This is a genomic window from Aceticella sp. 75b-Ac (assembly GCF_056032965.2).
Genome location: NZ_CM190971.1, coordinates 1,147,592 through 1,172,904, shown reverse-complemented (window position 1 = coordinate 1,172,904; position 25,313 = coordinate 1,147,592). Strand labels below are relative to the sequence as shown.

General features: G+C 31.9%; 22 protein-coding genes, 1 tRNA gene, 2 pseudogenes and 1 riboswitch. Of the genes and pseudogenes, 17 read left to right on the top strand and 8 right to left on the bottom strand.

The window, feature by feature from the left end:
• Window positions 1-63: 63 nt before the first annotated feature.
• Together AC0LWJ_RS06220 and AC0LWJ_RS06215 are read left to right on the top strand one after the other, a co-directional pair.
• The gene (locus tag AC0LWJ_RS06220) at window positions 64-384 is read left to right on the top strand and encodes a hypothetical protein (RefSeq protein WP_284680567.1); all 321 of its coding nucleotides are present in this window, start codon (window positions 64-66) and stop codon (window positions 382-384) included.
• A gap of 125 nt (window positions 385-509) precedes the next feature.
• A complete protein-coding gene (locus tag AC0LWJ_RS06215) occupies window positions 510-713 on the top strand; it encodes a hypothetical protein (RefSeq protein ID WP_474237342.1) in 204 nt (67 codons plus the stop codon).
• Window positions 714-764: 51 nt separating this feature from the next.
• Here the strand turns inward: AC0LWJ_RS06215 and AC0LWJ_RS06210 are convergent, their stop codons facing one another.
• Window positions 765-1,907: an amidase domain-containing protein gene (locus tag AC0LWJ_RS06210; protein ID WP_474237452.1), complete on the bottom strand. Its 1,143-nt coding sequence runs from the start codon at window positions 1,905-1,907 to the stop codon at window positions 765-767.
• Between the two features lie 146 nt (window positions 1,908-2,053).
• Here AC0LWJ_RS06210 and sppA point away from each other — a divergent pair, with 146 nt between their 5' ends.
• Entirely contained in the window at window positions 2,054-3,076 is a 1,023-nt protein-coding gene (sppA, locus tag AC0LWJ_RS06205) for a signal peptide peptidase SppA (RefSeq protein ID WP_474237340.1), read from the top strand.
• A 46-nt stretch (window positions 3,077-3,122) separates the two neighbouring features.
• On the top strand, window positions 3,123-3,674 hold the full coding sequence (locus tag AC0LWJ_RS06200) for a TIGR01440 family protein (RefSeq protein WP_474237339.1): 552 nt from the start codon (window positions 3,123-3,125) through the stop codon (window positions 3,672-3,674).
• A 4-nt stretch (window positions 3,675-3,678) separates the two neighbouring features.
• Here the strand turns inward: AC0LWJ_RS06200 and AC0LWJ_RS06195 are convergent, their stop codons facing one another.
• Window positions 3,679-4,626: a glycosyl hydrolase family 18 protein gene (locus AC0LWJ_RS06195; RefSeq protein ID WP_474237338.1), complete on the bottom strand. Its 948-nt coding sequence runs from the start codon at window positions 4,624-4,626 to the stop codon at window positions 3,679-3,681.
• A 106-nt stretch (window positions 4,627-4,732) separates the two neighbouring features.
• Here AC0LWJ_RS06195 and AC0LWJ_RS06190 point away from each other — a divergent pair, with 106 nt between their 5' ends.
• Together AC0LWJ_RS06190 and AC0LWJ_RS06185 are read left to right on the top strand one after the other, a co-directional pair.
• The gene (locus AC0LWJ_RS06190; protein WP_474237337.1) at window positions 4,733-5,713 is read left to right on the top strand and encodes a DUF4097 family beta strand repeat-containing protein; all 981 of its coding nucleotides are present in this window, start codon (window positions 4,733-4,735) and stop codon (window positions 5,711-5,713) included.
• Window positions 5,714-5,729: 16 nt separating this feature from the next.
• Window positions 5,730-6,125 (top strand): PspC domain-containing protein, encoded by a 396-nt coding sequence (locus tag AC0LWJ_RS06185; RefSeq protein WP_474237336.1) that lies wholly within the window; start codon window positions 5,730-5,732, stop codon window positions 6,123-6,125.
• Between the two features lie 24 nt (window positions 6,126-6,149).
• On the opposite strand, the gene AC0LWJ_RS06180 is transcribed toward AC0LWJ_RS06185, so the two are convergent.
• The 3 genes from AC0LWJ_RS06180 to AC0LWJ_RS06170 form a co-directional block, all read right to left on the bottom strand.
• Window positions 6,150-7,142: a polysaccharide deacetylase family protein gene (locus AC0LWJ_RS06180; protein ID WP_474237335.1), complete on the bottom strand. Its 993-nt coding sequence runs from the start codon at window positions 7,140-7,142 to the stop codon at window positions 6,150-6,152.
• Window positions 7,143-7,236: 94 nt separating this feature from the next.
• The gene (locus AC0LWJ_RS06175; RefSeq protein ID WP_503031411.1) at window positions 7,237-8,112 is read right to left on the bottom strand and encodes an alpha/beta hydrolase; all 876 of its coding nucleotides are present in this window, start codon (window positions 8,110-8,112) and stop codon (window positions 7,237-7,239) included.
• The gene (locus AC0LWJ_RS06170) at window positions 8,106-9,455 is read right to left on the bottom strand and encodes an amino acid permease (protein ID WP_474237333.1); all 1,350 of its coding nucleotides are present in this window, start codon (window positions 9,453-9,455) and stop codon (window positions 8,106-8,108) included. Before AC0LWJ_RS06170 ends, AC0LWJ_RS06175 begins: the two co-directional genes overlap by 7 nt.
• A gap of 90 nt (window positions 9,456-9,545) precedes the next feature.
• On the opposite strand from AC0LWJ_RS06170, the gene AC0LWJ_RS06165 reads away from it, so the two are divergent.
• The 7 genes and pseudogenes from AC0LWJ_RS06165 to AC0LWJ_RS06135 form a co-directional block, all read left to right on the top strand.
• The gene (locus AC0LWJ_RS06165) at window positions 9,546-10,061 is read left to right on the top strand and encodes a hypothetical protein (RefSeq protein ID WP_474237332.1); all 516 of its coding nucleotides are present in this window, start codon (window positions 9,546-9,548) and stop codon (window positions 10,059-10,061) included.
• 122 nt (window positions 10,062-10,183) lie between these two features.
• Window positions 10,184-12,799, top strand: a complete 2,616-nt coding sequence (gene polA, locus AC0LWJ_RS06160) for a DNA polymerase I (RefSeq protein WP_474237331.1) — start codon at window positions 10,184-10,186, stop codon at window positions 12,797-12,799.
• A 20-nt stretch (window positions 12,800-12,819) separates the two neighbouring features.
• On the top strand, window positions 12,820-13,419 hold the full coding sequence (gene coaE, locus AC0LWJ_RS06155; RefSeq protein ID WP_474237330.1) for a dephospho-CoA kinase: 600 nt from the start codon (window positions 12,820-12,822) through the stop codon (window positions 13,417-13,419).
• Window positions 13,420-13,440: 21 nt separating this feature from the next.
• Window positions 13,441-14,001, top strand: a complete 561-nt coding sequence (locus tag AC0LWJ_RS06150) for a lytic transglycosylase domain-containing protein (RefSeq protein WP_474237329.1) — start codon at window positions 13,441-13,443, stop codon at window positions 13,999-14,001.
• Window positions 14,002-14,065: 64 nt separating this feature from the next.
• The gene (locus tag AC0LWJ_RS06145) at window positions 14,066-15,100 is read left to right on the top strand and encodes a nicotinate phosphoribosyltransferase (protein WP_474237328.1); all 1,035 of its coding nucleotides are present in this window, start codon (window positions 14,066-14,068) and stop codon (window positions 15,098-15,100) included.
• Window positions 15,101-15,188: 88 nt separating this feature from the next.
• Window positions 15,189-15,273, top strand: a tRNA-Leu gene (locus AC0LWJ_RS06140).
• A 191-nt stretch (window positions 15,274-15,464) separates the two neighbouring features.
• A pseudogene (locus tag AC0LWJ_RS06135) lies at window positions 15,465-16,319 on the top strand (ISLre2 family transposase); the annotation flags it as partial.
• Between the two features lie 170 nt (window positions 16,320-16,489).
• Here the strand turns inward: AC0LWJ_RS06135 and AC0LWJ_RS06130 are convergent.
• Both AC0LWJ_RS06130 and AC0LWJ_RS06125 read right to left on the bottom strand, forming a co-directional pair.
• Window positions 16,490-18,073, bottom strand: coding sequence for an IS1182 family transposase (locus AC0LWJ_RS06130; protein ID WP_503031405.1), 1,584 nt, complete (start codon window positions 18,071-18,073; stop codon window positions 16,490-16,492).
• 333 nt (window positions 18,074-18,406) lie between these two features.
• On the bottom strand, window positions 18,407-19,990 hold the full coding sequence (locus AC0LWJ_RS06125) for an IS1182 family transposase (RefSeq protein ID WP_503031410.1): 1,584 nt from the start codon (window positions 19,988-19,990) through the stop codon (window positions 18,407-18,409).
• A 157-nt stretch (window positions 19,991-20,147) separates the two neighbouring features.
• On the opposite strand from AC0LWJ_RS06125, the pseudogene AC0LWJ_RS06120 reads away from it, so the two are divergent.
• The 3 genes and pseudogenes from AC0LWJ_RS06120 to typA all read left to right on the top strand — a co-directional run.
• Window positions 20,148-20,720, top strand: a pseudogene (locus tag AC0LWJ_RS06120) (UPF0236 family transposase-like protein); the annotation flags it as partial.
• Between the two features lie 153 nt (window positions 20,721-20,873).
• Window positions 20,874-21,000: riboswitch (cyclic di-AMP (ydaO/yuaA leader) on the top strand.
• Window positions 21,001-21,006: 6 nt separating this feature from the next.
• Window positions 21,007-21,702: a C40 family peptidase gene (locus AC0LWJ_RS06115; protein WP_474238680.1), complete on the top strand. Its 696-nt coding sequence runs from the start codon at window positions 21,007-21,009 to the stop codon at window positions 21,700-21,702.
• 131 nt (window positions 21,703-21,833) lie between these two features.
• Window positions 21,834-23,654 (top strand): translational GTPase TypA, encoded by a 1,821-nt coding sequence (gene typA / locus AC0LWJ_RS06110; protein ID WP_474238679.1) that lies wholly within the window; start codon window positions 21,834-21,836, stop codon window positions 23,652-23,654.
• A gap of 47 nt (window positions 23,655-23,701) precedes the next feature.
• On the opposite strand, the gene AC0LWJ_RS06105 is transcribed toward typA, so the two are convergent.
• Window positions 23,702-24,298: a lytic transglycosylase domain-containing protein gene (locus AC0LWJ_RS06105; protein WP_474238677.1), complete on the bottom strand. Its 597-nt coding sequence runs from the start codon at window positions 24,296-24,298 to the stop codon at window positions 23,702-23,704.
• Window positions 24,299-24,431: 133 nt separating this feature from the next.
• Here AC0LWJ_RS06105 and AC0LWJ_RS06100 point away from each other — a divergent pair, with 133 nt between their 5' ends.
• Window positions 24,432-25,235, top strand: a complete 804-nt coding sequence (locus tag AC0LWJ_RS06100; protein ID WP_503031409.1) for an SPOR domain-containing protein — start codon at window positions 24,432-24,434, stop codon at window positions 25,233-25,235.
• Window positions 25,236-25,313: the final 78 nt, after the last annotated feature.

Here is a 25,313-nt window from a genome sequence, read left to right as displayed (position 1 = left end):
TATAAACAATAATCTGATAAAATGTTATATGGCAAAAAATAATTTAAAGATTGGAAAGATAACATGAAAGGTATAATTTTAGGTTTAATAATAGCGATTATATCAATAATATTAAATATAATTTTTAATGGAATTTATACTTCATATGTATATTACAGCAATTATCTATTTTTAAGCGGTATTTTAATGGGATTAATCGGAGGCTTTTTATACATGTCACGATGGTTTAATGATAGAAGGATTATTAAGAAAATTATTAAAAATGAAGAATTACCTGAAAAAAGATTTGAATTTGAATATATGACAAACTGGGGGAATATTATTTTAACTGCATCCTTTATACTTATAGGAATGTCTTTAATTATTGTTCTTATATATGAATAAAAAAATTACTTTAAATGAATACTAATCCTGTATAATGCAGGAGGAAAATACTTTTACGAATTCTCCTGTCATTGATGCAACTAATATTGAAGAACAGATAAAAAATTATATTGGTGGTGGAATAAATGGTAAATAAGGATCAATTGAGAGCAGTTGGTGAAAGGTGTTCTGATTTCAGTCTTGATGAGTCGCTTTACCGTACTCCAACGATGTCGATAAATGATGCTGGAGTTAAAAGCTGTGAGATATGCAGGCATTGGGATGTGTTTAATCAGAAATGCAAAATAGATGTTTTTGACGATGTACTTTCAAGCCTTGATCAGTCATAAATAAAAGCATGAAATTTAATGCAAATGATTAAAGACAGGATATTCCTGTCTTTAATCATTTATGTGGATAAATCTATATATAATTTTCTTATCCCAGCCAAGGTCGAAAGGAACATGATATCTATCAGATGTATGTGTATTAACAACAGGTATGCCGTATGAGTCAAAGCCGGTTACAGCAGCAAAATGTACTATTTCACCCTTTTCTTCATAACATATTAAATCACCTTTTTGAAGTTCTCGTATAGCGCCTGATGGATGTAAATCTGTGGGTTTTACCATATTTATATATGTCCCCTTTGCAATTAATCGCCCTTTACCATTATATATGAGGTAATTAAATAGGGCGGGTGCTTGAGCCCATGCCGTGCTTGATTCTCTACCATTAAAATTCCATACATAATCCATTTTTAAGCCGCCACCTTCATGTAATATCTGTGATGCAAAATTTGTGCAGTCGCCTCCAATTCCATTGTAGTCACGGTATTTTTTATTATATTCATAATTATTACCGCTTCCCCATGCTGCACCTGCATATGTATCTGCATATTTTACGGCACCTTCACGATCGTAATTGCCTTTCTTTTTAATATTTTTAGAATCTTCGCCAGATGGCGTAAAATTTGCCGGAAAAATTTCCGGTGCTATACCATCAGCAGGGCTAATATCTATAAATGCCGAATCTTCATCAAGGGGATCATAGTACCAATCTCTTCTTATAAGCCATTTACCGTTGACTTTTACAAGCTGTATTGAGTGTCTTATCCCAAGACCCATATAATTAATGATGTTAGCTTTTGTGTTATATGCGTATCCCATTTTCATGGTTTCAACAAGGTAAATCCATATGGAACTTTCGCCAACTTTTATGCTTTTTATTCTATAAAAAGATTGTGCCTCCGTAAACTTAAGGTTTCGTTTTTCAGACCATCCGCTTACATAATCAATTCTTCTCTTTTCATGTTCAAGTGCCCATTTGCCGTATGTAGAGGATTTATCGTAAAACTTCTCTATTTCCCTCATGTCGCTGCTAAGAAGCACACTTCCTCTTGCCTTGAAGAATTCATCTAAAATTGGTTTGATTTCCTCTTGATTGTTGGCAACAGTTGTAATGGTTTTATTAAAGAAAGATATGGTAAAAGCACTTAAAACAATCAGTACAAATAAAAGGATTAGAACTTTAAATTTATTGATGCGCAATTAATCGCCTCCTAATAAATTTTTCTAAATAATAATATGAAAAATCGTTATAATTAATACTATTTTCTTTAAATTATGGAATTTAAATAACAAAATTTATGTGTTGTTATTTTTTTCTTAAGCTTATGATATAATTATAAATGAAAAGTCAGGTATTGTTTTTGATAGAATTAAAAGGTGTTTCAAAATCCTATAAATTAAGGCAAAGAGATTATATCATGGTGATTAAGAGAGGAGAGGTTAATTTGAATAAAAAGGCATTGATTGGAATAGTTATAGCAGTATTAATTGTTGGAGCAACACTTGCAGCGATTATTATGTCAAAACCAAATCAAGAGAATACTGTTTATGGTCCGAATACTGCATTAGGAGTTGTCACTATTGATGGTGTTATTGGTGGAAGTACATCTCTGCTGGGAATACCTCAAAATCAGAATGATCCTGTTAAGCAGATAAGGCAGGCTATGGATGATAAAACAATAAAGGCTGTTGTTGTAAAAATAAACAGTCCCGGAGGTTCTGCTGCAAAATCGGAAGAAATATATAATGAGCTTTTAAAACTAAAGAAAACCGGCAAGAAAATTATTGTTTCCATGGGTGACTATGCAGCATCAGGTGGTTACATGGCAGCTTGTGCCGGTGATATTATCGTCGCAAGCCCGGCAACATTGACGGGAAGTATTGGGGTAATAATGGAATACACAAATTATGAAGGTTTGTACAAAATGCTTGGTCTTAAGGAAGTTACTATAAAAAGTGCTGAACATAAGGATATAGGTTCCCCAACAAGGGATTTAACACCTGAAGAGAAAGAAATCTTGCAAGGGGTGATTAATGATACCTTTGATCAATTTATTCATATAGTTTCTGATGGTAGAAAAATGCCCCTTGACAAGGTAAAAACCCTTGCGGATGGCAGGGTTTTTACAGGCAGGCAGGCGCTAAAACTGGGTTTAGTTGATAAGCTGGGAGATTTTTATGATTCGGTGGATATAGCTGCAAAAGAAGTAGGGATTAAAGGCAAACCACAGCTTAAATACTATACAACACAAAGTCCGTTTAGCACATTATTCGGAGGTGGAGAAAACAGTAATTCTGATGGAAGTTTTATTGAAATCTTGAGGCTTTTGTTTATTGATAGGAATAGTTTAAACTTTAATTAAAGTTTATAATATCTACTTAAATTTTCGATTTTGGAAGGTGTATAAAATGGATTTAAATGTGATATCAAAAGAAACAAGAATTGTTATAAGGGAATTATTGGATATTGCAGATATAAAAAAAGAAGGATTATTTGTATTGGGAGGAAGTACCAGTGAGGTGTTAGGCAAAAAAGTCGGTACAGCGGGGAGCCTTGATATAGCAAAGGCAGTTATAGATCCAGTGCTTGGAGAAATCAGAGAAAGAGGATTATATCTTGCTATACAGTGCTGCGAGCATTTAAATAGAGCCCTTCTTGTAGAGGAAAAAGCCCAGGAAAAGTACAACCTTGATGTTGTTACAGTAATACCACAGGTTCATGCAGGAGGTTCCTTTGCAACATATGCATATGATATTTATGAAAAACCGGTTATGGTGGAGAACCTAAAAAGTCTTGCATATGCAGGTATTGACATAGGTCTTGTCTTAATCGGGATGCATTTAAGACCTGTAGCTGTACCTGTAAGGCTCAGCCAGAATAAAATAGGCGAGGCGGATATTGTGGCTGCAATAACAAGACCTAAACTTATAGGTGGGGAGAGAGCTGTTTATAAAAGATAAAAGTCTATTGTGTGGGACAAGAAACCTGTCCCCTTGTCCCAATAATATCCCATATACCGGGGTCTTCTTGTCCAAGTCGCCATACAGCAACACCTGATAAATTGAATTGGTGCAGAAGGGGTATTTTAGATGCAAAACTTCTTTTGTCTTCAAACCATACAATATGTTTTGTGTTATCGATTGTGTATGTGAAGGTGGATTCCTGAGTCGTTTCATCATATAGTATTGTAGCACCGAGATTTCTTGCCAGTTCTATTGCCTGCTGGTATGACAGTGTTCGTGGGAAATTTACTCCTTCTGTCCAGTCATAGCCGTATACTGCTGTTCCCAGCCATATTTTATATGAAGGGATTACTGTGACGGCGTAATTCAAAACATTTTTTACGAAGTCAATTGAAGCTATGGGTCCAGGTTGCGAAAAATGTTCATCATATGCAAGAATATAAGCTTGGTCTGTATATTGCTCGATAACTGAGTACTGAAATGCCCCTGAAAAAGGATGATATGGGTTATCCTTTAGTTCTGCAGGCAAGGATATCGTTACGGTTTTGCCTTCATTTTTAAGTGTTGAATATAATTCCTGCATGAAGCTATTAAGGTTATTTCTATCTTCTGGCGGTACAAATTCAAAGTCTATATTTATGCCGGGGTAATTATTATATAATGCTGTATTCCTTATACTGTTTATTAATACATGTCTTAAAGAAGGGCTTGAAAGTAAATCATGTATCAATTGAGATTTTTTTGGGTCTGAATAATTATGAATGATGGCATATATTGGGAGGCTATTTTGAAAAGCTATATTTTTAACCTCCTGTGACGACATGTCGGCAAGGGTTCCATCAGATTTAACACCGTACCAAAATGGGATCAGTGTAGTTATATCTTTTGCATGTGTCCTTAAATCAGGCAGAGCACCCGGTGCTTCGTCATAGTACCATTTATTGTCCATAAATACACCTCCATAATTTTTATATTTCTATAATACGTTTAATATTTCATAAGGTGAAACTGGAAGTATTTTATCATATAAGAAAATGAAAAGGGGGATATAATTTATGAAGAAAAAAATTGGTGTGTTGTCATGTTCAATTTCAATTATACTAATGGGAGTTTTGTTGCTTTTAAATAATTTTAAGATTCAAATACCATATATATATTATAATATGATAGGACCATTATTTTTAATTCTTTTAGGTGTGGAAATAATCTTAGGTAAGGTTATATATGGAGAAGAAAATAACAGGATTAATATAGGACTGATAATATTTACAATTATTATCATGATTATTTCTTTATTCTTTTTTTCTTATATGCCTATAAATATTGACAATATATTCAAAAGTGGGAGTTTTTCCATAAGTAATATAATAAGCGGCAACTATTTAAAATATGAAAAACATATTGGTAAAAGCATCGATTTAAATGATAATGTTACAAATGTAAATATAACAAATAAAATGGGTACTATTAAATTCAGCAATTCCTTAGATAATACAATGAGGGTAAATGCGGTTGTACATTACAGCAATAGAAACAATGATATAAATCTGGACCCAATAATATTAACTATAGAGGGTAATACCGTATATTTAAAAGATAATATCAAGAATGACTCAATTATTATTGATTATACCATTGAGATTCCTCAAAATAAAATTCTGTCAATTGACAATAGATTTGGATTTATAAAGTCAGATAAATATATTGGTAAAACTGATATATCAAATAAATTTGGCAATATTGAGCTTAATAATCTTGATGGTGATTCAAAAGTCACCAACAAATATGGCAATATAGAAATTAAAGATATTAAAGATGGTTCATTATATGCAGAGAATGAATTTGGAAATATAAATGTTAATGGGATACCTTCAGATATTAATGTGGAGTTAAATACAAATTTCGGATCAATCTCGACAGGCTTGCCGTTAAATGTTAACAAGTTTACAACTGAATCAACGGCTAAAGGGATTTTAGGTTCAGGAAAATACAATATAAAAATTGTAAATGATTATGGAACTATTGAATTGAATTAAAATTAGGAGGAGAAAAATGGATAAAAAATTATATCGTTCAAGAAACCAAAAGATTTTAGGCGGTGTTTGTGGCGGTATTACAGAGTACTTTGATGCGGATGTTACAATTGTAAGGCTTGTTTGGGTATTAATATCATTATTTAATGGTGCCGGTTTGATACTGTATATTATAGCATGGATAATCATACCGGAAAATCCTTATCAAATTAATGAACCTCATATAAATTTTAAAGATGAAAAAACTGATAATACACAATATAAAAATAATGGAAGTGAAATATTTGGATGGATTTTAATTGGGCTTGGTTTAATATCACTAATACGAATATTTATTCCAACAGTGAGTTTTAATTTATTCTGGCCTATTTTATTAATTGCTATAGGTATTGTTATAATAATGAAAAAAATGTAGGGAATTTTATTTCCCTGCATTTTTTTAATTTTGTTGATTAGTTGAAACCTCATCGATTTTCATAAGATTAGATACTGTTGCAAAGCTATATCCTTCCGATTTGAGTTTTTGAATAATTTGTGGAAGTGCAGCAAATGTTTCCGGTTTGCCTTCATGTAATAAAATAACAGACCCGGGTTTTACCTTTAATAGAATCCTGTTAACGATTGATTCAATTCCGGGTTTTTTCCAGTCATCAGGATCAACACTCCATAATACAACATGAAGCCCAAGGGCATTTGATATTTGCAATAAGGTTTTATTGTAAGCTTCATAAGGGGGGCGGAATAAACTTGGCTTTTCTCCTGTTGCATTATATACAATTTCTTGTGTCTTATATAATTCATCAACCATCTGTTCAGGCGTTAATTTGGACATAAATGGATGACTGTATGAATGAAGGCCTATTTCATTACCGTTTTCATAAATATATTTCAATAACTCCGGATGTTTTTCGGCATTTTTCCCTATTACAAAAAAAGTACCGTTTATATTCATGCTTTTAAGCAAGTCAACATATTTTTTGGTAAATTCATTTGAAGGACCGTCATCAAATGTCAGTGCAATTATTTTTCCGGCCTTTGAATTTACGCTAAACGGTTTTTCAAAAGGAATTAAATCATTAAATATTTGATCTCTATTGCTTTTGTTCACAAGATTAAGTATCTGATTATCTATTCCTGAATTTGCAATATTTTCAGGAACATGGGTATCATTATTTTGGCTTATGTTAGTTTTATCTACAGGTGTGCTTGTGGTTGGTTCTGATTTTTTGTCAAAATTCGTAGTATTTTCATCCTTATTGTTGTTTTTTTCAATTACAGATGATGCTGTTGGTAAAACATTTTTTGTTAAATTTCTGGGTTTTTTTAAGGTGTTATTGTAATAAAAAACTCCACTTCCAACTAAAATTGACAAAAATACAATTAAAAATGCGTAAAAGATAATCCTTTGTTTTTTGACTGATTTTATTATCATAGTTTTATCACCCCGGCAATTAAATTATAACATATCCTGAGGCATAAATTAACTGTTTTAATGTTAAATTTTTGTTACATTATGTCGAAAATCTTTAGTGGCTTTTTATCCATCTGTCTATAGTAAAAAGGGCTTCATCTCGGCTTATATTATTGCTTAAAAGACTATGTGTACCATTTTCAATTATTTTAATTTGCTTATCTTGATATTTAATCCTGTTATAAAATTTGATTACACTATCAAATCTGACAATATTATCCTTTTTACCCTGTAGAATTAAAACAGGTGATTTTATTAAACTGCTGGAGGTATAATATGCTCTTAACATCATTATCCATAGATTTAATATAAATTTAGGAGTAATCTTTTTAATGCTGAAATCTTCCTTTGCTTTCAGCTGTCTTTTGTAGTAAGATGCTTCAATATTTAAATTCTGATTTAAAGCATATGATTTAAAAAGCGCATAAATATCGGCAAAACGAGGCTTTATTTTTGTTTTTAGCGCCGGTGCCAGTAATATAAGACCATCAATTTTATTCATAGCATAAAGAGAGCAATTTATTGCACATGTTCCGCCGATGCTTTCACCAAGTAGGTAAAGAGGTCTATTGCTGTATTCTATGTTTATGTTTTTGATAATGTAATTTAAGTCATTTATATATTGCCAATATTTATTAATATTGCCGGGTTCGCCTTCGGATGCTCCATGTCCTCTTAAATCTACTGATAAAACAAGGTGGTTATCACTTAAATAATCGTTTAATATTCCATATCCTGCTCCATCCACACTCAAGCCGTGTAAAGCAAGTATAATTTTATTAAAATCATTTGAGTTTTTCCAGCTTCTCATAGCAAGGTGTGTTCCGTCAGGCATTTTAATATAATTTATTCTATAGGTCATAATGGTCAACTCCGTTTTTATAGTTATTTTAACCACTATGACCATTGATAATTCTTTTTTTGTTACCATATATCAAAAAGTTTTATCTTACTTGATATAAAATACAGAATAAAGATAAGACATAGTAAGACAATTCCTCCTATTAAGCCTATTGTCTGTTTTGGAACAATCAATGTTGACAGCATAACTATGATAATAAGCATTATTGTAATCCATGACTTTATAGGAGATTTATGTTTATGGTATTTGAAATAATCTGGATTTTTATTTTTAAGCATAGGCATGTATTTAATAAATGTATAAAGTATGATTATCCAGTTGAAAAACTGTATAATCCCTGTTGCACTTGTAATATATTCATAAACATCTTTGGGAAGTACATATGAAAGAATGACGGCGATAAAAAGACCGAAACTGCTCATAAATAAGGCATATATCGGGACATCTTTTCTTGTTTTTCTGCTGAGAAAGGTAGGAGCAAATCTTCCCTTTCCTAATGAATACAAAATCTGTGTTACAGCATACATTGCACCATTCATAGTTGTCAATGCTGCTGTCAGAATTACAAAGTTCATAATTGATTCAATAAAAGGTATCTTTGTATATGACAGAAGTTTGATGAAAGGACTTACATTAGAAGATATTACATGCCATGGGACAACTCCTATTAATACAGCGATTGATAGAAGATATAGCATTGTTAGGAATGAAACAATGTATTTTCTTGCAATAGGAACATATTTTTGAGGATTTTTTGCTTTAGATGCTAACATTGCTGTAACTTCGATTCCTCCGAAAGGGATTAGGGACATAAGCAATGCCCCAAGAAAACCTTTTATGCCATTTGGTGCAAATCCTCCGTGGGAATAATAATTATGAATACCTATTTCACCTGATTTGCCAAAAAAGCCAAGCAGTGTTAAGATTCCGCTTATTGTAATTACAAATAAAGCTATAACCTTAATTGTTGAAAACCATGCTTCTATTGTTCCAAAATCTTTTGTTCCAAGAATATTTATGATGATTATAAGTATTGAATAAATAAGAGAAAAAACCCATAAAGGTACTGCCGGAAACCAGAACTTTGTAAATATTGCAGATGCGGTAACTTCACTTGACATTATAAATACTCCCGCCGTCCAATAAATCCATCCGCTTAAAAAACCACCTATATCCCCAAGGGCTTCTTCTGCATAAACCCTGAAAGAGCCTTCAACAGGATTTGCTATTATCATCTCAGATAAGGCATGAAAAACTTCTGACATAATAAATGCAGAAACAGCGTAATCTAAAAGAACTATAGGACCTGCCGTATGTATTGCGAGCCCGCTTGCAAGAAAAAAACCTGCACCTATGATTCCGCCAACACCAATTAATATTAATTGATTAACGGTCAAATCATTCTTTTTCATAAATACACCTCCATATATTTTTATTATAACTTGAAAGTATTTAAATTATGTTGTAAAATTTCGTTTATCAAGTGTTAAGGAGGAATAATTTTGAGGTATAGTATATTAAATAAAAACAACAAATTAATTATTTGTCTGCTTATGTTTATTATTATATCATTAATGACAGTAGTGTTTGTTAGTGCATTTGTCAAGATTAATTTAAAGGGGGTAAATATTTTATCTTCATTAGTTTTGTGGGGCGTATTTATCATAATGATTTTTATTATTTCTATGGTCTTTTTCTCATTGATTTTATCAAGGATTATAATTACAGAAAAATATTTAATCTTATCATTGGGATTTATATGGTTTGTGAGAATACCATATGATAGTATTAAAACAATTGAAGAATATAATTGTAAGGGAAAGATTCCTGCCATAGGATGTAATGTTAAAGGCAATGTATGCCATATGCATTTTTCAAGGGATAACCTATTAAAAATTGAATTAAAAGAACCTGCTGATATTTATTTTTTAATGTTTTTTAAGAAATATGCAGATTTTATTGTTTTTTCTGCTTCAAATTCAAATAAGTTAAAGACAGAAATAGAAAATAAAATATAGATTCTTTTTTCCACAATGTTTTTCATAGATAAATTAATTTATCAAAAAGGTTGATGTAGAATTTACATCTTCTTTTTTTTGAGGTATATTAAGATATAAGAAGACTTATAGGAGTTGAATATATGTCAAAAAAATTTTTAATAATTGATGGTAATAGTTTGATGTACAGAGCATATTATGCATTACCGCCCCTAATGACCAGCGGAGGTTTACATACAAATGCAATATATGGTTTTACAACGATGCTTATAAAATTATTAAAGGAAGAAAAACCTGATTATGTTGCTGTTGCATTTGATAAAAAAGCACCTACTTTTAGACATAAAGAATATGATGCATACAAAGCAACAAGACAGTCAATGCCTGAAGAATTAATTGAACAGGTGGATTTGTTAAAGGAAGTTGTAGAAGCTTTTAATATAAAGGCTTTAGAACTTGACGGCTACGAAGCGGACGATATTATAGGTACGGTTTCAAAGCTTGCAGAACAAAATGGTTTTTCTGTACTTATTGTTACGGGGGATAGGGATGCCCTTCAGCTTGCATCAGAAAATGTAAAGATAAAAATCTGTAAAAAAGGTATAACCCAAATGGAAGAATACGATGAAAAAGATGTGCTGCGAAGATATGAAGTGACACCAGTCCAGTTTATCGATTTAAAAGGTCTTATGGGGGATAAATCCGATAATATACCTGGTGTTCCGAATGTTGGTGAAAAAACAGCTATTAAATTGATTAAGGAATTTGGTTCAATAGAAAATCTTCTTAAAAATACGGAAAGATTAAAAGGTAAACTCAAAGAAACCATAGAGAATAATGTTGAATTAGCAGTTTTAAGTAAAAAACTTGCAACAATCGAAAGAAATATTCCAATAGAATTAAATTTTAACGACTATGTAAAAAAAGAATATAATTATGATAAGTTAATAGAACTTTTTAATAAGTTAGAATTTAATAGCCTTATTGATGCAATAAAAAATGATGATAAAGAAAGCTTGTATAAATCCAACATTAAGGACTGGAAGATTATAGATTATGATAACTTAGAAGAATTTATAAATAATAAGACGGATATTTCGATATATCCCTTTATTTATGATGGGGAAATAAAGGCTTTATCTCTTGCATCAAATGATAATGCTGTATATTCAGATGTAAAAAATATGGGTTTATTTGATTTTTTAAACAGAGAAAATCTAACTATAACAGGGCATAATTTAAAAGATTTCCTTGTAAAACTTTCCTATAATGGGGTGGATTTAAAATGCAAATATTGTGATACGGCTATAATGGCATATCTTTTAAATCCATCCGAACCCGAGTATAATATAGATAGGGTTTTAAAAAAATATCTTAAAGTTGATATATCATCTATTGAAGTTATTACAGGTAAAGGGAAGAATAAAAAAAGCTTTGAAGAAATAGATAAAAGAGCCTTAATTGATTATTTATGCAGGTGCACTATAAACATAAAAAAATTAAGGGATAAATTAATGGTATTTATTAAAGATATGAATATGGAAAAACTTTTAGAAGATGTTGAAATGCCTCTAATGGAAGTATTGAAATCCATGGAGGTATATGGGTTTACCCTTGACAGGGAAGTGCTAAAGGTTTTATCTGAAAAAATTGATAAAAAAATAAATAAGATTGTAGAAAATATATTTGAAACAGCCGGTTATAAATTCAATATTAATTCAACAAAACAACTTAGCGAATTTTTATTTGATAAACTAAACCTGCCGGCGATTAAAAAAACGAAAACAGGGTATTCAACAGATGTTGAAGTGCTTATGCAACTAGTACCCTATAATGAAATTGTAAGCGAAATAATTGAATACAGGCAGCTTGTAAAATTAAAATCTACGTATATTGATGGATTTATTCCGTTAATGGATAGAAATAATAAGGTGCATTCGACTTTTAATCAGTTAGTTACGGCAACTGGAAGAATAAGCAGCACAGAACCCAACCTGCAGAATATACCTATAAGGGAGGAATTTGGAAGACAGATAAGGCGCGCTTTTATTCCAAGTACAAAAGAAGGTCATATAGTATCTGCAGATTATTCACAGATAGAATTGCGGGTTCTCGCACATATTTCCGGGGATGAAAAGCTGATAGAATCTTTTAAAAACAATGAAGATATACATCTGAGAACGGCTTCAGAGGTTTTTAAAGTCGCACCGGAGAATGTAACACCTGAAATGCGAAGGTGTGCAAAAGTAGTAAATTTCGGCATTATATATGGCATAAGTGACTTTGGATTGTCGAAGGATTTAAAGATATCCAGAAAAGAAGCAAAGGAATATATAGATAGTTATTTTGAAAAATACAAGGGTGTAAAAAATTATCTTGAAAATATAGTTAAATTTGCAAAGGAACATGGATATGTTACAACAATTTTAAACCGAAGAAGATATATACCCGAGATAAATTCAAAAAACTACAACCAGAAGTCCTTTGGTGAAAGGATGGCTATGAACACACCCATACAGGGCAGTGCCGCAGATATAATAAAGATGTCAATGGTTCAGGTTTATAGTGAATTGAAAAACAAAAACATGAATTCAAAATTAATACTTCAGGTTCATGATGAACTTATAATAGATGTATATCCAGATGAACTAAATACGGTAAAAACGATGCTCAAGGCTGTAATGGAGCATGTTGTAGAATTAAAAGTACCTTTAATAGTTGAAATAGGTGAAGGCAAGAACTGGTATGAAGCAAAGTAATGCAGAATGGAGGTTTGCAAATGAAGGTAATCGGATTAACAGGCGGAATTGCATCAGGCAAAACAACAGTTTCAGATATATTAAAGGGACATGGAGCAGTTATTATAGATGCTGATAAAATATCAAGAAAAATATTTATAAAAGATAGCCCCGTATATAAAGAAGTACTTAAAGAATTTGGGAATAGCGTTTTAAAAGGGGATGGTGAAATAGATCGAAAAAAGCTTGGCAATATTGTATTTAATGATTATAATAAATTAAAAAAATTAAATGAAATCACGCATCCTGTTATAATAGAAGAGATTAAAGAAAAAATAGAAAAGGAAAGGTCAATTGGAAAGGAAAAGGCAGTTATTTTAGATGCGGCATTGCTTATTGAATTAAAACTTTATGAGATTGTTGATGAAGTGTGGCTTATTGTTGTTGATACCAAAACTCAGATAGATAGGCTTATGGAAAGAGATAAACTGTCATATGAAGATGCTGCAAACCGAATAAAAAGCCAGATGCCAATCGAAGATAAAATGAAACATGCAGATTTTTTAATAAACAACTGTAGGGATATTAACACCTTAAAGAAGCAGATTGACCTTTTTTGGAAAAGATTTGCTTTGAAATAGATATTTTCTGGAGGAATTATTTTGATTTTTAAAAAAGCTGTGGCAATATTAATACTTATCATTATTCTATTAATAGGATATGCAGCAAAGACAAATTGGTTTTTAAAACAGATGTATCCGCAAAAATACAAAGAGCAGGTTATATATTATTCTAAGTTTTACGACATAGACCCTAATCTTGTTTTTGCAGTTATAAAAGCTGAAAGCAATTTTAATCCAAAGGTTGTTTCTAAAAATAATGCAATAGGACTTATGCAGGTCTTACCCGATACGGGAAGTTGGGTAGCAAAAAATATTGGAATAAAGGGATATACTACAAATATGCTTTATGAACCGAATTATAATATACAGATAGGGACTTGGTACTTGAGTTATCTTTTAAAAGAATTTGATAATAATATTATACTTGCAGTTGCTGCATATAATGGAGGCAGCAGCAATGTAAAAAAATGGATAAAGAACAAAAAATATTCAACAAATGGGAGTAATCTTGAGAATATACCATTTCCCGAAACAGATATATATTTAAGCAAGGTGATGAAAAATTATAGAATTTATACCAATTTATACAAACAACAATAAATACAATTTTAAAACCATTCTATTTCAAAATAAGGTCGTTAAAAGACAGATAAGGAGGAAACAGATGAAGAATATTAGACATCTCAATGATATAAATGATATTAAAATTAGAGAAAATAGGTTGTTTTATTCTGCCACACATGAAGAAATTAAAAGCGGAGCAACAACCGATGTGTATTTTTTAAGAACACAGGATATATTAGAACATCTTGGCATTCAGGATAAGGTAGTAACAGCGGAAATATTTGCAAGAAAAAGCGGAGTTTTTGTTGGCGTAAATGAAGTAATAAATTTGCTGAGGGATAAAAATATTGAGATATGGTCCTTAGAAGAAGGAGATATCTTCGAACCAAAAGAAACGGTAATGAGGATAAAAGGACCTTACAGTGAATTTGGCATATATGAAACAGTTATATTAGGTATTATTTCCAGTTCTTGCGGTTGGGCAACTGCGGCGAGAAAAATAAAGGAAGTTGCTAAAGACAAACCGCTTCTTTGTTTTGGTGCGAGGCATGTACATCCATCTGTAGCACCTGTAATGGAAAGAGCCGCCTTGATTGGAGGCGCAGATGATGCCAGCTGTATATTGGGAGCAAAATTTCAAGGTAAAGAGCCTAAAGGAACCGTACCACATGCTGCTTTTTTAATAGCCGGTGATACCTTGGAAATCGCAAAAGCTTACAGAGATATAACACCTGAAAGTGAAAAGTTAACAATACTTGTTGATACATTTAAGGATGAAATCGAGGAATCATTAAGGGTTGCAGAATTTTTGGGTGATAGGTTATATGGAATAAGGCTTGATACACCTTCGGAAAGAGGGGGGGTCACGCCAAATCTTGTTTATGAATTGAGGCAAAGGCTTAATCAAAGAGGTTTTGAAAATGTAAAAATCATAGTATCAGGTGGTTTGACACCGGAAAGAATTGCTGAACTTTCACAAAGCGGGGCTGATGCCTTTGGTGTCGGGAGTTACATATCTGATGCACAGCCTATTGATATGACAATGGATATAAAAGAGGTCGAAGGTAAGCCAACTGCTAAGAGGGGAAGGATACCAGGGAAAATAGAGAATAAAAGATTAAAGAAATTTAAGTAAATGAAAAGGGTTTTATGAATAAAAAATAAGTATTGACAGACCTATTAAAAGATTATATAATATTTTCTGTGATTTGTTATTAATAACTGCGGGGGTGGCGGAATAGGCAGACGCGTACGTTTGAGGGGCGTATGGGAATTCCCGTGCGGGTTCAAGTCCCGCCCTCCGCACCATAAGACAAAACAAATAAGCCTTTATGGCTTATTTTTTAATGTGCGGAAATAAATATTTACCAAAAGCTTAGCAGAAAGCCCCGTCACTTGTGACGGGGAGTACATAGTGTAAAATTATCGTAGGATTTTTAGATGATAAAAGACAAGAGACAACCCCTGTGATAAAATAGAATTTTGGAAAAACAAAAAACATGAAAGGGGTGTCTCTTGTGAAAAAAATTAAGTTTGAAGATATTATACTACAAAATGCAACTAATTACATCAATAATGTAAGGGAAATTTTTAAAAAATTATTAGAAGAAGGGATGGATATAACAGAACTTTCATTAAAAGTTAGAGAAATGGTAGACAAATTAGGTATAGAAACAATAGTAGCAATTATAGAAGAATTAGATAAGATAATAAAAGAAGACAAGAGAAGGAAAGAGAAATGGGTAGTAGAAAGAGAAGATGAAAAGACTTTAATAACAACAGTAGGAGAAATAAAATATAAAAGGACATATTACAAATCAAAAGAAGATGGTAGATATACATACTTGACAGATGACGCATTAGGGATAGAGAGACATGAGAGAGTAGAAGAAGGAGTAAAAGTAAAGATAGTAGAAAAGGCGACAGAAGAATCCTATGAAAAAAGCAGTAAAGAAGCAAGTCCAGTAGAATTAAGCAGGCAGACAGTATTAAATACAATAAGAGAGATAGGAGAAGTAGAAGTAAAAAAAGAAATAGAAGAAAAGAAAGAAGTAAAAGTATTATACATAGAAGCAGATGAAGACCACGTATCCTTACAAGACGGGAGAAAAGAAATGCCACGACTTGTATACATACATGAAGGCAAAGAAAAAAAGAACGGTAGGTCTGAACTAAAGAATATCTATTACAAAGCATATGTAGATCAAAAGCCAGAAGACATATGGATAGATGTAGCAAATTACATAAATGACAATTACAAAGAAGAGAAAATAGAGAAGATATACATAGCAGGAGACGGAGCAAGATGGATAAAAGAAGGGATAGAATGGATACCAAAATCAAGATTTGTACTAGGAGTCCACTCGAAAATAACTTATCTGCCGGTTAAGAATTTTTATCATCGCATAAATTATCAGAATAATCTCTATTCAAAGAAATATATATGATTTTGTTATTGATTTTAATATGTATATTATGGCTTTATTGACCTGTTATTGCTATTTTTAATATCCTTAACCATTCTTTAAGCCGTTTTTGGGCAGACTTCCCCCTTCTTAATTTGTCTATTACAAATTTTAGAAATATGTTTCGTTATTATTTTGATATTATTGTTTATTGCTACCATTATCATTTGCCATCTTATTTTTAATTTTCCTCTATACCTTCCTTTACGTCCGCCATGCCTGGTAAGTTCTGATATGTTTCTTTCTACATTCGGTCTTTTTGCATAGTCTTCTTTAAATTCATCTGTTTTTTGATATTCCCTTTGTTCTTGTATTTCTTTTTCATACGGATGTATATTTATTGTTCTCCCTTTTTTTGATTTTGTACATTGGTCTTTTAGCGGACAATCATTACACTCTTCTGCTCTAAATTTCACTGTAACTTGCTCATGTTTTTGTGTTTTTTCAGTATCAAATTGTTTTATATGTCCATTGGGACATTCTACTGTTCCTTTTTCTAAATCAATTTTGAATTCTTCTTTTGAAAATCCTCCACTTGGATTTGTTGCTTCCGGCACTCTAATGCAAAAATCTGTTCCTTCTTCTTTCCTTTTTTCTATTTCTTCAAAGTCACTATATGCACAATCTCCATACAGTTTATCTATATCAACGCCGTTTCTTCGGCTTTGTTCTATAAGATCACTCATATGTTCTCCATCTGCTATATTTGCTCCATCAACTTCTATTCCTACTACTACTGAGCCTTTTTCTCCTCCTGTTATAATTTCAGCTTTGTATCCATCTGATAATTTCGATGAGGTCTTTCTTCCATGGCGCATTTCATCATCTACTACTGATATTATTCTGTCTTTTGCTGTTCCTTTTATCATTTTTACATGCCCGTCGTTTGTTATTTCAACATCTTGTAATGCTACTCTTTCTAATAATTCAATTGCTTTTTTTAAATCATCTTTTATATCTTTTTTTGTTTTTATATTTTCTACGAGTGATAGTGCATCTTTAACAAGTTCTTCGAGTAATTTTGCTTTTTCTTTTTCGTTTTCCCATGCTATTTTGGGTTTTTTGATATTTTCTTTATAATCTGTTCTTTTCAGTATTTTTTTCGATTCATCTTCCATTTCGTAAAACTTCATGAAACGGAGAACCATCTTTATCCCTTGGTATATCATAGTGTAAGTATCTTGTCTGGCACAGGAACCCCAAATCATGAATGAATCTATTATGTGTAAGTTGTCTTTATCAAACAGTCCTACTTCTTTTGCCTGACTAATTGTTTTAATGAATATTTCTTTTCCTATTTCGCTGTTAAACAGTCTTTTTCTATGATCACATAATGTTACTGCATCTATTCCATCAAAATCCCGTGGTGCGGTTAATGCATATTTAATTCTGTCATCGAATCGTGATTCTTCTTCCATTTCACGATCAGAATATCCTTTTTCAAATTGTATCAGCATCGCTGTAAATGTATATACCGGAGATATGGATTCTCTGCCATAGTATGAGAAAAGTGGCTGAAACATTTCTTCATTAAGATTATTAAATACCCATGTTCTTAATCTATGATAATAACTATCTTCAGAAATTTTTCCAAGTAACCAATAATCTGAAAATGACATTTGTCTGTCTGCTTTTCCTAACATTTTTATCACCACATTTTTCTTATTATATTATTTATATTATATCATAAAAATAGCTCTTAAGTGCTTATTTCATATGTGTTCAGGAGTATTTTTTATTGTAAATTATATGGTTTTCAATAACATATTTGTTAATTTGTGATTGATGATTTCGAGTGGACTCCTAGGAGTCCACTCGAAAATAACTTATCTGCCGGTTAAGAATTTTTATCATCGCATAAATTATCAGAATAATCTCTATTCAAAGAAATATATATGATTTTGTTATTGATTTTAATATGTATATTATGGCTTTATTGACCTGTTATTGCTATTTTTAATATCCTTAACCATTCTTTAAGCCGTTTTTGGGCAGACTTCCACCTTCTTAATTTGTCTATTACAAATTTTAGAAATATGTTTCGTTATTATTTTGATATTATTGTTTATTGCTACCATTATCATTTGCCATCTTATTTTTAATTTTCCTCTATACCTTCCTTTACGTCCGCCATGCCTGGTAAGTTCTGATATGTTTCTTTCTACATTCGGTCTTTTTGCATAGTCTTCTTTAAATTCATCTGTTTTTTGATATTCCCTTTGTTCTTGTATTTCTTTTTCATACGGATGTATATTTATTGTTCTCCCTTTTTTTGATTTTGTACATTGGTCTTTTAGCGGACAATCATTACACTCTTCTGCTCTAAATTTCACTGTAACTTGCTCATGTTTTTGTGTTTTTTCAGTATCAAATTGTTTTATATGTCCATTGGGACATTCTACTGTTCCTTTTTCTAAATCAATTTTGAATTCTTCTTTTGAAAATCCTCCACTTGGATTTGTTGCTTCCGGCACTCTAATGCAAAAATCTGTTCCTTCTTCTTTCCTTTTTTCTATTTCTTCAAAGTCACTATATGCACAATCTCCATACAGTTTATCTATATCAACGCCGTTTCTTCGGCTTTGTTCTATAAGATCACTCATATGTTCTCCATCTGCTATATTTGCTCCATCAACTTCTATTCCTACTACTACTGAGCCTTTTTCTCCTCCTGTTATAATTTCAGCTTTGTATCCATCTGATAATTTCGATGAGGTCTTTCTTCCATGGCGCATTTCATCATCTACTACTGATATTATTCTGTCTTTTGCTGTTCCTTTTATCATTTTTACATGCCCGTCGTTTGTTATTTCAACATCTTGTAATGCTACTCTTTCTAATAATTCAATTGCTTTTTTTAAATCATCTTTTATATCTTTTTTTGTTTTTATATTTTCTACGAGTGATAGTGCATCTTTAACAAGTTCTTCGAGTAATTTTGCTTTTTCTTTTTCGTTTTCCCATGCTATTTTGGGTTTTTTGATATTTTCTTTATAATCTGTTCTTTTCAGTATTTTTTTCGATTCATCTTCCATTTCGTAAAACTTCATGAAACGGAGAACCATCTTTATCCCTTGGTATATCATAGTGTAAGTATCTTGTCTGGCACAGGAACCCCAAATCATGAATGAATCTATTATGTGTAAGTTGTCTTTATCAAACAGTCCTACTTCTTTTGCCTGACTAATTGTTTTAATGAATATTTCTTTTCCTATTTCGCTGTTAAACAGTCTTTTTCTATGATCACATAATGTTACTGCATCTATTCCATCAAAATCCCGTGGTGCGGTTAATGCATATTTAATTCTGTCATCGAATCGTGATTCTTCTTCCATTTCACGATCAGAATATCCTTTTTCAAATTGTATCAGCATCGCTGTAAATGTATATACCGGAGATATGGATTCTCTGCCATAGTATGAGAAAAGTGGCTGAAACATTTCTTCATTAAGATTATTAAATACCCATGTTCTTAATCTATGATAATAACTATCTTCAGAAATTTTTCCAAGTAACCAATAATCTGAAAATGACATTTGTCTGTCTGCTTTTCCTAACATTTTTATCACCACATTTTTCTTATTATATTATTTATATTATATCATAAAAATAGCTCTTAAGTGCTTATTTCATATGTGTTCAGGAGTATTTTTTATTGTAAATTATATGGTTTTCAATAACATATTTGTTAATTTGTGATTGATGATTTCGAGTGGACTCCTAGACAGGTATCATTTAAACAAATACATACTCACAGCAACATCAAGAGAAGCAAGATATAGAGATAGGATATGGAGAGCAATAAATGAAGGGAATGAAAAAGAATTAAAAGAGGCATTTAATGAACTATCAAAAATAGCACAAACAGAGCAAGAGAAGAAGAAAATAAGAGAAGTAAAGAAGTACATATTAAACAACTGGGAAGGGATAAAAATATACAAAGAAGATGAGGATGTAATAGGGTGCAGTGCAGAAGGGCATATAAGTCATGTATTTTCAGACAGGTTAAGCAGGAATCCATTAGGATGGAGTAGAGAAGGATTAAAGCTAATGGCAAAATTAAGAGTATTTAAGAAAAATGGAGGCAATTTAAGAGAAGTAGAATGGCGTAAAAAGCGCAAAAACAACAATGAAGGTTATAAATTAACAAAGAAGCAAATAAAAGAGGCAGTAAAGAGAGCTAAAACGTATACAAAAGAACAAATAAACAATATTACAGTGTTGGATATGGGCAAAGTAACACCAATATATAGAATTTTAAAAGCAATAAAATATGAAAAAGTGATATAAAAAACACATAATGCATGGAAACCTTGATTTAAGCAATTTCAGGGGTTGTCTTTAAAAAAAATATCCTACAGTATCTTGACACTATCCGGGGAGTACGTCAGATTGACTTATAAAATAATCTTTGATATAATAAAATAGTAAAGCTTGTACAAATTTGCAATCTTGCCGAATCCATACAGGTACGGAGGAAACACTTAAGGGGTTAATCTGCTTTTGCAGTAGGGATGCCTTCTAATCCCGCACCCGTCAACTAACTTCGGAGGCAAAAAAGGAAGGAGATTTTGCAGTGAATAAGAAGATTGGGAAATTGATATTTGGAGTATCAGTCTTTGGCATGACACTTATCGGAGGTTCAATGCTCACATATGTATATGCCGGGGAACTTGGCAGTGGAATAGTAACAGGCAATTACGTGAACATAAGGACAGGCAATAGTACATCATATGAAGTTATAACACAATTAAACTGGTATGATACAGTAACCGTCTTAGGACAGGATAACGGATGGTACCATATCAGGCTTTCAAATGGCAGTGAAGGATGGATTTTTGGGAAATATCTTTCATTGAAATCATCAGGTGGCAATTCATCGAGAGGGAATATTGACAGAAGTTTTTCTACAAGACTTATAGAATACAGCAAACAGTTTTTAGGGACAAGGTATGTTTATGGAGGTTCATCTCCCAATGGTTTTGATTGTTCCGGTTTTACACAATATGTTTTTGGGCAATTTGGTATTGTAATACCAAGAACTGCTGATGAACAAGCAACAGTAGGTACAATGGTCGATTTTAATAACCTTGCTCCAGGTGACCTTGTATTTTTCCGCACTTTAGGAAGTTATACAATAAATCATGCAGGGATATACATAGGCGATGGAGAATTTATACATAGTTCTTCAGGCAGAGGGAAGGTAATGATTAGCCGTATTGATTCCGGTTATTATTATAAAAACTTTGCTGCTGCAAGAAGGGTTAAATAACAAATAGGATTAAAAAAAGTGCCATTTGGCACTTTTTTTAATCCTATTTGTTTGTTGACTATTTTATTAGATTAATATATTATTATATGTTGTATACAGGAATGTCCTGTGCGGAAGGAGATAAAAAATTTATGGTTTCAATAAGAGAAGAAATACGCAATGTGGCGATAATTGCACATGTAGATCATGGAAAAACTACTTTACTTGATGGAATGCTTAAACAGAGCGGTATATTCAGGCAGAATGAGAAGGTCGAAGAAAGGGTAATGGACTCAAACGAACTTGAAAGGGAAAGAGGTATTACTATACTTTCAAAGAATACCGCAATTAAATATAAAGGTGTTAAAATAAATATTGTAGATACACCGGGGCATGCAGATTTTGGCGGTGAAGTTGAAAGGGTATTGAAAATGGCGGATGGGGTTTTGTTGCTTGTTGATGCATATGAAGGACCGATGCCTCAGACGAGATTTGTACTAAGTAAAGCACTTGAATTAAATCTAAAGCCGGTTGTGGTAATAAATAAAATTGATAGACCTGATGCAAGACCTGATGAGGTAATTGACGAGGTATTGGATTTGTTTATTGAACTTGGGGCAGATGATGAGCAAATTGAATTCCCGGTTGTATATGCCTCTGCAAGAGAAGGAATAGCAAAATTGAAATTGGAGGATACGTCTTCTGATTTAAGACCACTTTTTGATACGATACTTAAGGAAATCCCTGCTCCAAAAGGTGAATTAAATGGACCGTTACAGCTTATAGTAACGACCCTTGATTATGATGATTATATTGGCAGGATTGCAATAGGTAAAGTCATAAGAGGGCATATCAAAGCCGGTGAAACTGCTGCAATTTGTAAGAGAGATGGAACTGTTCAGAATGTAAGGATAAGCAGTCTTTATCAGTATGAAGGTTTGAAAAGGGTAGAGGTAAATGAGGCTTTACTTGGTGATATAGTTGCAGTTTCCGGTATTAGCGATATTGAGATTGGCGAAACAATTGCAGATATAGAAAATCCTGAACCGCTTGATTTTGTCCATATAGAAGAACCAACGATATCTATGACTTTTGGGGTTAATACAAGTCCTTTTGCAGGTGAAGATGGGAAATATATTACATCAAGGCATATAAGAGATAGGCTGATGAAAGAACTTGAAACAAATGTTGCACTTAAAGTTGAGGAAACCGAAACAACAGAAGCATTTAAGGTATCCGGACGCGGAGAACTACATTTGTCAATATTGATTGAAACGATGAGGAGAGAAGGATACGAACTGCAGGTTTCAAAACCATCCGTAATAATGAAGGAAATTAATGGAGTGAAAAATGAGCCTATTGAACTTTTAACAATAGATGTTCCAGAAGATTTTATGGGTATTGTTATGGAGAAGCTTGGCTCGAGGAAAGCAGAATTAATGGATATGCACACATTAAAACCGGGAACCTTAAGGTTAAAATTCAAAATACCTACAAGGGGGCTTATTGGATATAGGTCGGAATTTTTAACAGATACTAAAGGAAATGGTATTATGACATCTATATTATATGGATATGAACCATATAAAGGTGAAATACCTATACGGCTTAAAGGCTCACTTGTTGCATTTGAATCAGGTATAACTACAACCTATGGTCTGTATAATGCTGAGAGCAGAGGCAGACTTTTTGTAGGACCTGGCACAAAAGTATATGAAGGTATGGTAGTTGGTGAAAATGCAAGAAATGAAGATATAGATGTCAATGTCTGCAAGAAGAAGCATGTGACAAATATGCGTTCAGCAACCTCAGATGAGGCTTTAAGGCTTTCTACGGCAAGTGAATTATCACTTGAAGAGGCTTTAGAATTTATAGAAAATGATGAATTGGTGGAAGTCACCCCGAAGAATATAAGGATAAGAAAAAAGATATTGAATTCACAGCAAAGATATAAAAGTGCAAAAAATAGATGATTAAATTAAGAAGGCTTTGATTAAAGGATTTTTTCCTCAAAGTCTTCTTATCTTTGTATATTTAAGGCATTTAGGATTTTGCCAACATAGTCAATTGTCTCATTATATGGGGGAATTCCATTATATTTGTCTACAGCGGCAGGACCGGCATTGTATGCTGCAATAGCCTTTGGCAGGTCATTGTATTTAGTTATTAGGGTTTTCAAATATCTAACACCACCATCAATATTTTGTTCTATATCAAATGGATTATTTATACTTAGAAAATCAGCAGTAGAAGGCATAAGCTGCATAAGACCTACAGCACCGGCTTTAGAAACAGAATTTGGATTATAATCTGATTCTGCTTTTATAATGGCATTTATCAGATTAGAATCGACTCCATATTTTTGGGAGGCTTGAATGACATATTTATTTATTTCTTCCATTAAGGCGGATTTATTTTTTATAGCTGTATTTCTATTGTTATCCGCCTTTGACGTATGATTAATATCATTTGTACTTATGGACTTCTCCGGATACAATTCATCAAGGACTTCTTTAAAAGAAATATTGCTGTTTTTGCTTATTAAATTTATTGAGACAGGAAGTCGTGACTGTATCTCATTTAATTTGCTTATGATTAAATTATTAATATAATCCATGTGATTACCACCTCATCATATATATTCGACATAAAATTTGTTTTTCCTGCTAATTATTTTAAAATAGGAAATTTGTCCTATATTTAAAATAAAAAAGGATTTTAAATATTTATGTAGAATATAACTATGGGTGATGATAGTGAAAACAAAGGCAGAGGGAAAAAATAAAAAAAATAATTTCAAAATTATTGCAATTGTAGTTTTAATACCTGTTGCATCAATTTTAATAGGATTTCTTTTGACACAATATTTTATAAGACCATATATAGTCAAAATGAGCGGAAATCTTTATTCTGATAAATACACTTTAGAATTGCCTGCTTTAAACTTTTATCAGTTAAAGACGGGAGAATACAAGGATGAAAATGATGCAAGGTATAATTTGAGTCTTATTGCGATGAATGGCATGTATGCGGATGTTAATAAAACCGGTGATAAATACATTGTGTTTGCAGGGAATTTTTTAAATGAGGAAAATGCTGGTGATATCGCAAAAAGATTAGATGAAAGCGGAATAAAATGCAGTTTATCTCTGATTAAGGGTCCTTTATATAAAATAGACTATGAGAAGGGACAAAAGCAAGATATTTCAAATTTGAAAAAATATTTATATGATTTTAATTGTAACCTCGAGGCATTATCGGCAATATCATATAAGATAGCAATAGGAAATCCTGACAAAAGCGGAATAAACACATTGGAAACAAATATTGAAAAATCTTTGAAGGCAATTAAGAAGCAAAACAATAATAACAATACTGATAAGATAATAGACGGCTTGGAATCAATAGAAAATAATATGCTTGAGGATTTAAAAAAGGTTATGTTTTCGATTGATTTAAATGATGGAAATGCTTATGGGATATCTCAAAAAGCCTTATGGAATGCAATAGGAAAATATAATAATATAGTTAATTCTATTAGATATAACAGATAGAGATATTCCATTTAATACATAAATATTTTTGTATCAAAAAATATATAAAATATGATATAATTTATTAAGAATTAAGTT

What these genes read in the sequence shown, in the direction of transcription:
- AC0LWJ_RS06220 (WP_284680567.1), top strand. Translation starts at nt 64, where the DNA reads ATGAAAGGTATAATTTTAGGTTTAATAATAGCGATTATATCAATAATA.
- AC0LWJ_RS06215 (WP_474237342.1), top strand. Translation starts at nt 510, where the DNA reads ATGGTAAATAAGGATCAATTGAGAGCAGTTGGTGAAAGGTGTTCTGAT.
- sppA (WP_474237340.1), top strand. Translation starts at nt 2,054, where the DNA reads ATGAAAAGTCAGGTATTGTTTTTGATAGAATTAAAAGGTGTTTCAAAA.
- AC0LWJ_RS06200 (WP_474237339.1), top strand. Translation starts at nt 3,123, where the DNA reads ATGGATTTAAATGTGATATCAAAAGAAACAAGAATTGTTATAAGGGAA.
- AC0LWJ_RS06195 (WP_474237338.1), bottom strand. Translation starts at nt 4,626, where the DNA reads ATGGACAATAAATGGTACTATGACGAAGCACCGGGTGCTCTGCCTGAT.
- AC0LWJ_RS06190 (WP_474237337.1), top strand. Translation starts at nt 4,733, where the DNA reads ATGAAGAAAAAAATTGGTGTGTTGTCATGTTCAATTTCAATTATACTA.
- AC0LWJ_RS06185 (WP_474237336.1), top strand. Translation starts at nt 5,730, where the DNA reads ATGGATAAAAAATTATATCGTTCAAGAAACCAAAAGATTTTAGGCGGT.
- AC0LWJ_RS06180 (WP_474237335.1), bottom strand. Translation starts at nt 7,142, where the DNA reads ATGATAATAAAATCAGTCAAAAAACAAAGGATTATCTTTTACGCATTT.
- AC0LWJ_RS06175 (WP_503031411.1), bottom strand. Translation starts at nt 8,112, where the DNA reads ATGGTAACAAAAAAAGAATTATCAATGGTCATAGTGGTTAAAATAACT.
- AC0LWJ_RS06170 (WP_474237333.1), bottom strand. Translation starts at nt 9,455, where the DNA reads ATGAAAAAGAATGATTTGACCGTTAATCAATTAATATTAATTGGTGTT.
- polA (WP_474237331.1), top strand. Translation starts at nt 10,184, where the DNA reads ATGTCAAAAAAATTTTTAATAATTGATGGTAATAGTTTGATGTACAGA.
- coaE (WP_474237330.1), top strand. Translation starts at nt 12,820, where the DNA reads ATGAAGGTAATCGGATTAACAGGCGGAATTGCATCAGGCAAAACAACA.
- AC0LWJ_RS06145 (WP_474237328.1), top strand. Translation starts at nt 14,066, where the DNA reads ATGAAGAATATTAGACATCTCAATGATATAAATGATATTAAAATTAGA.
- AC0LWJ_RS06130 (WP_503031405.1), bottom strand. Translation starts at nt 18,073, where the DNA reads ATGTTAGGAAAAGCAGACAGACAAATGTCATTTTCAGATTATTGGTTA.
- AC0LWJ_RS06125 (WP_503031410.1), bottom strand. Translation starts at nt 19,990, where the DNA reads ATGTTAGGAAAAGCAGACAGACAAATGTCATTTTCAGATTATTGGTTA.
- typA (WP_474238679.1), top strand. Translation starts at nt 21,834, where the DNA reads ATGGTTTCAATAAGAGAAGAAATACGCAATGTGGCGATAATTGCACAT.
- AC0LWJ_RS06105 (WP_474238677.1), bottom strand. Translation starts at nt 24,298, where the DNA reads ATGGATTATATTAATAATTTAATCATAAGCAAATTAAATGAGATACAG.
- AC0LWJ_RS06100 (WP_503031409.1), top strand. Translation starts at nt 24,432, where the DNA reads ATGATAGTGAAAACAAAGGCAGAGGGAAAAAATAAAAAAAATAATTTC.